The following is a 9445-nucleotide window of genomic DNA, read 5'->3' as shown; positions in this document are numbered from 1 at the left end:
CATGGTAGTTGGGGCTTTGCCCCTGCGAGAGTAGGACGCCGCCAGGCAATCCAAGCACCCTTGAATGAGGTCATCCTCGTTCAAGGGTGCTTTTGTCGTTTTCTAACCAAAATTTGTCGCAGTTGATAAAAACTACGAACTAATTTGAATGAATCTTCCTGACATCCAACCTTTATTGGGTGGGAGAACAGCGCTGCGGAAATACCCTGCGCTTTCCACTGCGTCGAACTAACATTCAACTTCATTAGACCGAGAGAATTTTCATTAATACGCAGTTTCTATTTTTTGTACAATAGAAATCATTCTGTGGAAAACAAAATAGTTCTTCTTTTAAGCCAATGTTGCCAAAAAAAAGCACCCTATGCTGCGTCTAAGGGTGAGGGGTATGGAGCATAAGCTGCTCTGGGCTTATTTCATTTTCGTGCAGTCCAAATCGTCCAGCGATCTTTTTCATGAATACTGTCAGTGAAATAGGCAAGTTGCTTCTTTATGTAACCAACTAATATATCCATCTCTTTATCCGTGAGTTCATGAAGAATGGCACGCCCGGTTCTGGCTTTTAAATCCTCTTCCAAACAATGTACCGAATTGTAATGTTTGCGTGTTTCCCAGAAAACAGTTGAGTGTAGTTTGGTAAAGCCAGAATCCTGTAAAAATTGGTCCACATCAGTAGCCAACGGTCTTCTATCCCGTTCAAAGGAAATCAAGTTGGGAAAGGCTTCAAAGAAGTAACCACGGACATGATTCTTATTGCCTGGCAGCAAACAATCCTCCAATGTCCGATCCTGTATAAAGGCAGTTCCGCCCGGCTTCAATAAGCGGTGCATTTCTTCAAACAACAAAGGAAGATCTGTAAGATGATGAATGACAGCCCGATTCAGAATTAGGTCAAATTGTTCATTTTTTAACCCAGTATCAGCAGCATCCCCCCAAACAAAGGAAGTATTTGCTTCGTTTTCGCAATATTTACGGGCGGTATGAAGCATTTCTTTCGAAAAGTCTAAACCAACTATTTCCCTGGCACCCATTTGAGCTAGCGCCTTTGTATAAATACCTCCCCCGCACCCTAAGTCCAACACCCTTTTGCCCTCAACATCTACATGCGATAGTAAAAGCTGTTCCCAAAGGGGATCTACATCACGACTAGTATAGGAGAGCCTTATTGCTTTTGAATGAAAATCGACGGCCATAGAGCCACCTCCAATAAACACAAACTTTTGATTATTATATAATTCGTTGGTAATAAAAACCATCCTACTTTATGATTAAAAATAATCTGTGTACAAACAACTCCGGCTGTCATTTTCATAGAATACAATATAACGAATTTTAGAGTTTGAATGTATAGATTTCGTTAGTTAGGAAAGACTAAGCTAACGGAGGTGGAGAATATGGGAAGTAAAGTCACTTATGAAACATGCGGCGTTTGCGGAGTAGAAAAGCAGAAAGGGATTCACTTATACACACTGTATATTTGTTGTGAATGTGAACAGAAAATTATTCATACGGAGCCATCAGATGCAGCTTATCAGTATTATTTGGATAAATTAAAAAATATGAAACAAACAAAGTTATATTCATAGATAAACAAGCCCTTATACCTGCGGGATAAGGGCTTTATCTATTTGATGGAGTAATACAAATAATAAGATGTTATACTGAAAACAAAATATGCTGCAGTCCTCCTGTGGCGTTGGTCCGATAATACAAAGGATGACGACAATGAACCAAGATTTAACTCCTTTATTTGGAGCCTTACAAACTTTTTCACAAAAAAATCCTATTTCTTTTCATGTACCCGGCCATAAGAATGGCAAGATTTTCACTGATAATGGATTAGAGATCTTTGAGAAGTTACTTCAAATAGATGTAACAGAATTGACAGGGCTGGACGACTTGCATGTAGCAACAGGTGCCATTAAACAGGCGCAGAATCTTGCAGCAAGTTGGTTTGGTGCTGACGAAACATTTTTTCTGGTAGGCGGGAGTACCACAGGTAACTTGGCAATGATGTTAACGGCAGCAAGGCTTGGAAGGAAAGTGTTAGTACAGCGTAATTGCCACAAATCCATTCTTAACGGTCTGGAATTAAGCGGGGCAGAACCAGTTTTCGTTGCCCCGGCTTACGATAGAAGGGTTGGCCGTTATACCGCTCCTACCTTGGACACAATCAGACAAGCAATTGATCAGTATCCTGAGATTGGCGCCATTGTCCTGACCTACCCAGATTATTTTGGTACGGTTTTTGATCTTCCATCCGTTGTGGAGCTGGCCCATCAGCGAAATATCGCTGTACTGGTGGATGAGGCTCATGGCGTCCACTTTTCTCTTTCAGAAGTGTTTCCTGCTTCCGCACTAGAGTTAGGAGCAGACCTTGTCGTCCAGTCAGCTCATAAGATGGCTCCGGCGCTGACGATGGCATCTTATCTGCATATCAAGTCACATATAATCGACAGAGGGGATGTTGCTCATTACTTGCAAATGCTTCAGTCAAGCAGTCCATCCTATCCGTTAATGGCAAGTCTCGATTTGGCGCGTTACTATTTAGCCGGAATCAAAGAAAATGAGTTGAATCCCATTCTTGAAAGTATAGCCCGTCTGCGTGAGGTGTTTTCTTCCGCAGAGGGGTGGGAGGTGCTGCCAAATGAAGCTGGGAAAGATGATCCGCTGAAAATCACGCTGGAGGTAGACAAGCGCTGGTCTGGTATTCAGGTTGCTAAACTATTTGAAGAACAGGATATCTATCCCGAGCTTTCTACGGAAAACCAGGTGCTTTTCATTCATGGCCTTGCTCCTTTTCAAGAATGGGAAAGGCTGCAAACAGCAGTAGAAAAGACATCTCAGCGATTAAAATTCCTTCCCAACCGTGATACAATAGGAAGTGTACAGATTGAACAACAGCAGATCCACTCATTGGAAGTTTCTTATCAAACGATGAACCGGATGAGGAAAGAGTTCATTGGATGGGCTAGTGCAGAAGGAAAAATAGCAGCACAGGCTGTCATTCCATATCCGCCGGGTATTCCTGTGCTGTTAAAGGGAGAAAAAATAACATCAGTCCATATAAAGATGATAAACTATTTAATAAAGCAAGGAATAAACTTTCAAAATCATAATATTGAACAAGGCATGTATTGTCTGCGATAGGTACAGCTCTAAAGGAGAATGAATGTGCAAGGATATTTTATAACGTTTGAGGGCGGTGAGGGAGCCGGAAAAACCTCGGTATTAAAAGAAATAGAGAAAAAACTGAGGGAGGAAGGCTATCCAGTAACAGCTACGCGGGAACCTGGTGGTATTGAGATCGCCGAAAAAATCAGGCAGATTATTTTGGAACCTTCCCATACAGCCATGGACGGAAAGACAGAGGCGTTGCTTTATGCGGCAGCCAGGCGTCAGCATTTAGTAGAAAAGGTGCTTCCAGCACTCAAACAAGGCAAAATTGTGTTATGCGACCGGTTTGTGGATAGCAGCCTGGCCTATCAAGGATATGCCCGTGGTCTGGGAATGGAGGAAGTTTATCAAATAAACCAGTTCGCCATCAGTGATTGCATGCCGGATTTGACGCTATTTTTTGATATACGGCCGGAAGTTGGTTTGCAGCGGATTGCAGAAAATGTTTCACGTGAAAAAAACCGGCTGGATTTAGAAAAACAACAGTTCCATGATAACGTTTATCAGGCTTATCGAATGCTTTTGGAAAAGTTTCCAAACAGAATTTATCCAATCAATGCAGAAAACGACTTAGCCACCGTAACAGCAGAAGCTTATCAAAAAATTGTTTCTTTTTTGCGTTAAAGAGGAATGCTATTATTCTACAAGCAAAGGGTTAACGATGTTTCCTGAGCATTCCAGGTCGCTTTGTAAGCAGTCTTGCTTGTTAAAAGAATAGAATAAGGATAAACGAAAAAAAGGAGAGAAGATGAATGAAGCTGATTTTGGCAGTAGTACAGGATAAGGACACGAATCGTCTGACAGATGCTTTGAGGGAAGGGAATTATAAAACGACGAAGTTATCCTCTACTGGCGGTTTCCTGAAGGAAGGGAACACAACATTGATGATTGGTTGTGAAGATAAAGACGTCGACGGAGCCCTCGATATTATCCGCAATAACTGCAGCCAGCGTGAACAAATGGTAGCGCCGATTTCTCCGATGGGTGGAAATGCGGATTCTTACATTCCACGCCCCATTGAAGTGGAAGTTGGCGGTGCAACTGTCTTTGTATTACCGGTGGAATCTTTCTTTCAATTTTAGGTAAAAAGAGGAGAAGTAATGAAAATATCACAAGAGATGCGTTCCAAGGTGGAGGCATCACCGAAAAACATCCCTCAAACAGACAGGGGAAGCAAGAGTTTTGGAACCTTGGTCGAATCACAAAGCCAAAAGCTAAAAGAAACGGAATTGCAAAAATTAATGTCAGATCTGACCGCTCAAGGGGAAAGACTGGCGCGTGCCCGGTCTTTCCGTGATTTGGCCAAATATAAACGAATGGTGAAAAACTTTGTCAAGGAAGCAGTGCAATATGGGATGGAACTAAAGCATTCTCACAGCTGGAACATGGATGGAAACAACCGAAAACTTACAACAGTGGAAAATATCGACGAAAAGCTGGTGGAGTTGACGGAGGGTGTACTGGAACAAGAAAAAAAGCCGATTGATATACTAGGCCTGATTGGAGAAATCAAAGGTCTGCTGGTTAATTTATATACTTAAGGTCAGCGAGTAAGGATGAAAGTAAATGAAAACATGGTCTGATATAGCTTCCATACAACCATTAGTCGCCAGGATGCTGACGAATAGTCTGGCAAAACAGCGGGTTTCCCATGCTTATTTATTCCAGGGAAACCGGGGAACAGGAAAAAAAGCCATCAGCATGGTTTTGGCTAAAAGTATCTTTTGCCGTCATAAAAGCGGTGAGGAGCCCTGTCAGCAGTGCAAGGATTGTCAGCGGATAGAATCCGGCAACCACCCGGATGTACACTGGATCATACCGGATGGTCAATCGATCAAAAAAGAACAAATCCTCCATTTACAAAAGGAATTTACGTACACAGGGATGGAATCGAATCAGAAGGTCTATATCATAGAAGACGCAGAAAAAATGACAGCCAATGCATCCAATCGGCTGTTAAAATTTTTGGAAGAGCCAAGTAAACAGACAACGGCGATGCTTCTCACTTCTAACAGTCAGGCCATTCTGCAGACGATTCGGTCTAGATGCCAAATTATGGGTCTCAAACCTTTAAACGCGGCCAATTTACAGCGGCAGCTGCAAGAGGAAGGGTTATCTCCTTCCAATGCGAGATTGATCTCCGCACTTACCAACAATATCACCGAAGCACTTGAAATAGGCCATGATGACTGGTTTGCTAATGCCAGAAAGATAGTGGTACAATTAACAGAAGTACTCCAGTCGAAACCGGAGGAAGCCATGTTGTTCATCAATAATCAATGGATGCCTCATTTTAAAGAGAGACAACAGATGCAAAGAGGCTTGGACTTATTATTGTTATGGTTCAAAGACATTGTATACAGCTTTGTTGACAACGAGGAAGCGATCGTTTTCATCAATGAAAAAGACAAGCTTTCTCAAGCCTCGTTGCATTGGTCGAAACAGGAAACGACCGATGCGTTGCAGCGGATACTGGAGGCCAAAAGAAAGTTGGAACAAAATGTGCATCCGGCTTTGGCAATGGAGCAGCTTACACTTCATTTGAAGAGGTGAATGACAGATGGTAGAAGTGATTGGCGTCCGTTTTAAAAAAGCGGGTAAAATATATTATTTCGACCCAGCCGAGAATATCATTTCCAAAGACGATTATGTTATTGTAGAAACGGTCCGAGGAATTGAATTCGGCAAAGTGGTCATTTCCAATAAACGGGTAGATGAGGAAGATGTAGTCCTCCCATTGAAGAAAGTCATCCGTTTGGCAACCGAGAAGGATAAGTTATCGGTGGTGGAAAATCAGGAAAGTTCGCATGAGGCACACCAGATTTGCGAACAAAAGATCCGGGAACATAACCTGGATATGAACTTAGTCGAGGTCGAGTACACCTTTGATCGTAATAAAGTTATTTTTTATTTCACAGCAGACGGAAGGGTTGATTTCCGGAACCTGGTCAAGGATTTAGCTTCTGTTTTCAAAACAAGGATTGAATTACGGCAAATTGGAGTTCGGGATGAGGCGAAGTTGCTGGGTGGTGTCGGACCGTGTGGACGGATGCTTTGCTGTTCCACCTTTCTTGGTGACTTTGAACCGGTATCGATCAAAATGGCAAAGGATCAGAATTTGTCTTTGAATCCGGCTAAAATATCTGGTCTTTGTGGACGGTTGATGTGCTGTTTGAAATATGAAAATGACGAGTATGAAACAGCGAAGAAAATCCTCCCTGACTTAGGGGAGAAAATCACAACCGGCTATGGAGCTGGAAAAGTTGTTGGATTGAATATTCTGGAAAGACTCGTCCAAATCGAAATTCCCGAAAAGGAAAGAGTAATTGAATATACAATCGATGAACTTATCGATGAAGGAGTCATATCTACGCAAGCCACGGAATGATGGGGTGGAAAGACGCGTGAATAAAAAAGAAGTTTTTGAACAAGTCACAGATATGGAAGAGAAAATAGGTCAGCTATACCAGCAGTTGGGAGACTTGAAAAATTACTTAGCCGAACTGCTGGAAGAAAATCATCGTCTTGCAGTCGAGAATCATCATTTGCGCAACCGATTGGAAAGCAGTACCGAACAAGAGGAACAAAAAGAAACTGGCAAGTCCAGCACCGAGGTGCCGGTTGGCGAAGGATATGATAATTTAGCACGTTTGTATGAAGAAGGATTTCATATTTGTAACGTTCATTTTGGTAGTCCGCGCCAGGATGAAGACTGCTTGTTTTGCTTGTTATTTTTAAATAAAAGCAAATAGAGGAACGGGCTTTTTAGTACCCGGACCCTTAGGAACAGGACTGAATTCAAGGAATTTCTTTGATTCAGTCCTTCTTTTCATACAGACTGATTTAAAAAAAGGATAGGCATGGCTATCCGGTTAAAGGAAGAAAGGATTTGGAAAAGTGGAAGAAGTTGAATTGAAGAACGGGGAAAGGCTTGACTACTTATTGGCAGAAGAAAACATGAAAATCATCCAAAGTCCAGAGGTATTTGCCTTTTCATTGGATGCTGTGTTATTGGCTGACTTCACGTATGTACCGGTGAAGCAAGGGAACATCCTTGACCTGTGTACAGGAAACGGGGTTGTTCCCTTACTGTTGAGCAGGCGGTCCCGTGCCCATATCACCGGAGTAGAAATACAGCGCAGGCTGTACGATATGGCAAAGAGAAACGTGACGATCAATGACTTGAACAATCAAATCGACATGGTACACGGTGATTTAAAGGACATGCCTTCACAATTTGGAAATGGTCCTTTTGACTTGGTCACCTGTAATCCCCCTTATTTTCAAACGCCGAAGAAAGACGAGCAAAACAGCAATGAGTACTTAACGATTGCCAGACATGAAATTTATTGCACCTTGGAAGATGTGGTGGCAGCTTGCAGTAAATTGGTCAGACCTGGAGGCAAAGTGGCGATGGTGCACAGGCCGGGCCGTCTGGTAGATTTGCTGACCTTGTTTCGAAAATACAAAATCGAGCCAAAAAAGCTTCGATTCGTTTATCCAAAGGCAGGAAAAGAGGCCAACATCCTTTTGATTGAAGGAACGCGCGATGGAAACCCCGACTTAAAGATGCTTCCGCCCCTTTATGCATTTGATGATCAAGGAAACTATACGAAAGAACTTGAGGATATCTTGTATGGAAAACGATGAAATCCATATGGTTTACATATTGGAATGTAACGATGGGACGTTATATACCGGTTATACAAATAATTTAAAAAAACGTATCACCATGCATGAGAATGGCAAAGGGGCTAAATATACAAGGGGCAGGGGGCCTTTTCAGCTGGTATTCTGCAAATCTTTTTCGTCGAAAGAAGAGGCGATGCACGAAGAATACCAAATAAAGCAGCTTTCACGTAAACAGAAGGATAAACTGATTAAATCTTTTACAGAAGGGCATGATGGGAGATGAACATCCAAAGCAGTTTCCAAGGATCTTTTTCCGGAGGAACCCTTTATTTGGTTCCGACACCAATCGGCAACCTTGATGATATTACACTACGAGCTTTACATACATTGAAGACAGTCGATTTTATTGCAGCAGAGGATACAAGGAATACCAAAAAATTAATGAATCATTTCTCGATCGAAAAGCCGCTGATCAGTTACCATGAACACAATAAACAGGCGAGAGAAGCGGGTTTGTTGGAAAAACTTCAAGAGGGAAAGGATATCGCATTGGTTAGTGACGCTGGAATGCCTGCTATTTCCGACCCTGGTTATGAAATGGTAAATGCAGCATTGGAATGTAATTTACCGGTGGTCACACTTCCCGGCGCCAATGCAGCTTTGTGTGCATTAGTAGGTTCTGGTCTTTCACCGCGTGAATTTTATTTTTATGGATTCCTACCCCGAAAGAAAAAGGATAGAGAAGCAGAGCTAGATTTGTTGAAGCACATTCGGGCTTCCTTATTGTTTTATGAGTCACCTCATCGTTTGAAAGAAACGTTGAAGTCGATTGGCGAACAATTGGGAAACCGCAGGGTCTCACTGGCGAGAGAATTGACGAAACGATATGAAGAATATATTCGAGGGACAGCTCAGGAAGTGTTGCAATGGGCAGAAGAAAAACAAATAAAGGGAGAATTTTGTATTGTGGTCGAAGGTGGCACAGAAACTGCCCAGGCAGACAATGATTGGTGGGAGGACTGGACGCTTAAGGAGCATGTGGCTTATTACATGGAGCAAGGAGAAAGCAGCAAGGATGCAATCAAACAAACAGCAATCGACAGGAAAATGCCGAAACGGGACGTTTATCAGGCTTTTCATGTGGAATAAAAAAAGGCCTCTATGCAAAGATAGGGGCCTTGGATCTATTACTTATCCAGACGGGATTGTATCTCTTTCAATAACTCCTGTGCACCTTCAGGGCTCAGGACTAACTTGCCGTTGGCCAATGAAAGATTATCATCAGAGATTTCTCCAGTGATATGGCATGTCATATTTGGCTTGTACTTCTTCAAGATAATTCGATCATCATCCACATAAATCTCCAAAGCATCTTTTTCATTGATTCCAAGGGTACGACGAAGCTCAATTGGAATAACAACGCGACCTAACTCATCCACCTTACGGACAATTCCAGTAGATTTCATAAATTTTTCTCCCCTCATTTCGTCAGAATTCGACAACTGTTTAGCAATAGCGTACCAGTCATTTACATAAGTGTCAATTAATTTTTTCTAGAAAATGACTATTTTGTCCAAACACTAATATATTCCCCTTTTTAGAGGGATGGATATAGGTGATTGGACCGATAAAAAAACCA

General features: G+C 42.2%; 13 protein-coding genes. 11 read left to right on the top strand and 2 right to left on the bottom strand.

Going from position 1 to position 9445, the window contains the following annotated elements:
• Positions 1–413: 413 nt before the first annotated feature.
• Positions 414–1190, bottom strand: a complete 777-nt coding sequence (locus BLR82_RS20080; RefSeq protein WP_074601211.1) for a class I SAM-dependent methyltransferase — start codon at positions 1188–1190, stop codon at positions 414–416.
• A gap of 201 nt (positions 1191–1391) precedes the next feature.
• Between BLR82_RS20080 and BLR82_RS20075 the strand changes: the two genes are divergently transcribed.
• The 11 genes from BLR82_RS20075 (at position 1392) to rsmI (ending at position 8955) form a co-directional block, all read left to right on the top strand.
• Positions 1392–1583 (top strand): sigma factor G inhibitor Gin, encoded by a 192-nt coding sequence (locus tag BLR82_RS20075; RefSeq protein ID WP_139187019.1) that lies wholly within the window; start codon positions 1392–1394, stop codon positions 1581–1583.
• Between the two features lie 139 nt (positions 1584–1722).
• A complete protein-coding gene (locus BLR82_RS20070) occupies positions 1723–3147 on the top strand; it encodes an aminotransferase class I/II-fold pyridoxal phosphate-dependent enzyme (RefSeq protein ID WP_074601209.1) in 1425 nt (474 codons plus the stop codon).
• Positions 3148–3171: 24 nt separating this feature from the next.
• Complete coding sequence (gene tmk, locus BLR82_RS20065; protein ID WP_074601208.1) at positions 3172–3798, top strand: dTMP kinase; 627 nt, start codon at positions 3172–3174, stop codon at positions 3796–3798.
• 128 nt (positions 3799–3926) lie between these two features.
• Positions 3927–4256 carry a cyclic-di-AMP receptor gene (locus BLR82_RS20060; protein WP_026568959.1) on the top strand — a complete coding sequence of 110 codons (330 nt, stop codon included), beginning with the start codon at positions 3927–3929 and terminating at the stop codon, positions 4254–4256.
• Between the two features lie 18 nt (positions 4257–4274).
• Positions 4275–4715 (top strand): YaaR family protein, encoded by a 441-nt coding sequence (locus BLR82_RS20055; RefSeq protein ID WP_074601207.1) that lies wholly within the window; start codon positions 4275–4277, stop codon positions 4713–4715.
• A gap of 25 nt (positions 4716–4740) precedes the next feature.
• Positions 4741–5727 carry a DNA polymerase III subunit delta' gene (gene holB / locus BLR82_RS20050; protein WP_074601206.1) on the top strand — a complete coding sequence of 329 codons (987 nt, stop codon included), beginning with the start codon at positions 4741–4743 and terminating at the stop codon, positions 5725–5727.
• Between the two features lie 7 nt (positions 5728–5734).
• A complete protein-coding gene (locus BLR82_RS20045; RefSeq protein ID WP_074601205.1) occupies positions 5735–6562 on the top strand; it encodes a PSP1 domain-containing protein in 828 nt (275 codons plus the stop codon).
• A 16-nt stretch (positions 6563–6578) separates the two neighbouring features.
• The gene (gene yabA / locus BLR82_RS20040) at positions 6579–6926 is read left to right on the top strand and encodes a DNA replication initiation control protein YabA (RefSeq protein ID WP_074601204.1); all 348 of its coding nucleotides are present in this window, start codon (positions 6579–6581) and stop codon (positions 6924–6926) included.
• Positions 6927–7131: 205 nt separating this feature from the next.
• Positions 7132–7824, top strand: a complete 693-nt coding sequence (locus BLR82_RS20035) for a tRNA1(Val) (adenine(37)-N6)-methyltransferase (RefSeq protein ID WP_074601214.1) — start codon at positions 7132–7134, stop codon at positions 7822–7824.
• Entirely contained in the window at positions 7811–8089 is a 279-nt protein-coding gene (locus tag BLR82_RS20030; protein WP_074601203.1) for a GIY-YIG nuclease family protein, read from the top strand. The genes BLR82_RS20035 and BLR82_RS20030 overlap by 14 nt, the downstream gene beginning before the upstream one ends.
• On the top strand, positions 8086–8955 hold the full coding sequence (rsmI, locus tag BLR82_RS20025) for a 16S rRNA (cytidine(1402)-2'-O)-methyltransferase (RefSeq protein ID WP_074601202.1): 870 nt from the start codon (positions 8086–8088) through the stop codon (positions 8953–8955). The genes BLR82_RS20030 and rsmI overlap by 4 nt, the downstream gene beginning before the upstream one ends.
• Positions 8956–8993: 38 nt before the next feature.
• Here the strand turns inward: rsmI and BLR82_RS20020 are convergent, their stop codons facing one another.
• Positions 8994–9272 (bottom strand): transition state genes transcriptional regulator AbrB, encoded by a 279-nt coding sequence (locus BLR82_RS20020; RefSeq protein WP_026568967.1) that lies wholly within the window; start codon positions 9270–9272, stop codon positions 8994–8996.
• Positions 9273–9445: the final 173 nt, after the last annotated feature.

This window comes from Sediminibacillus halophilus, from assembly GCF_900103695.1.
Taxonomy (GTDB): domain Bacteria; phylum Bacillota; class Bacilli; order Bacillales; family Amphibacillaceae; genus Sediminibacillus; species Sediminibacillus halophilus.
Note: the sequence above shows the minus strand (reverse complement) of the source record. Positions and strands in the feature narration are given on the sequence as shown.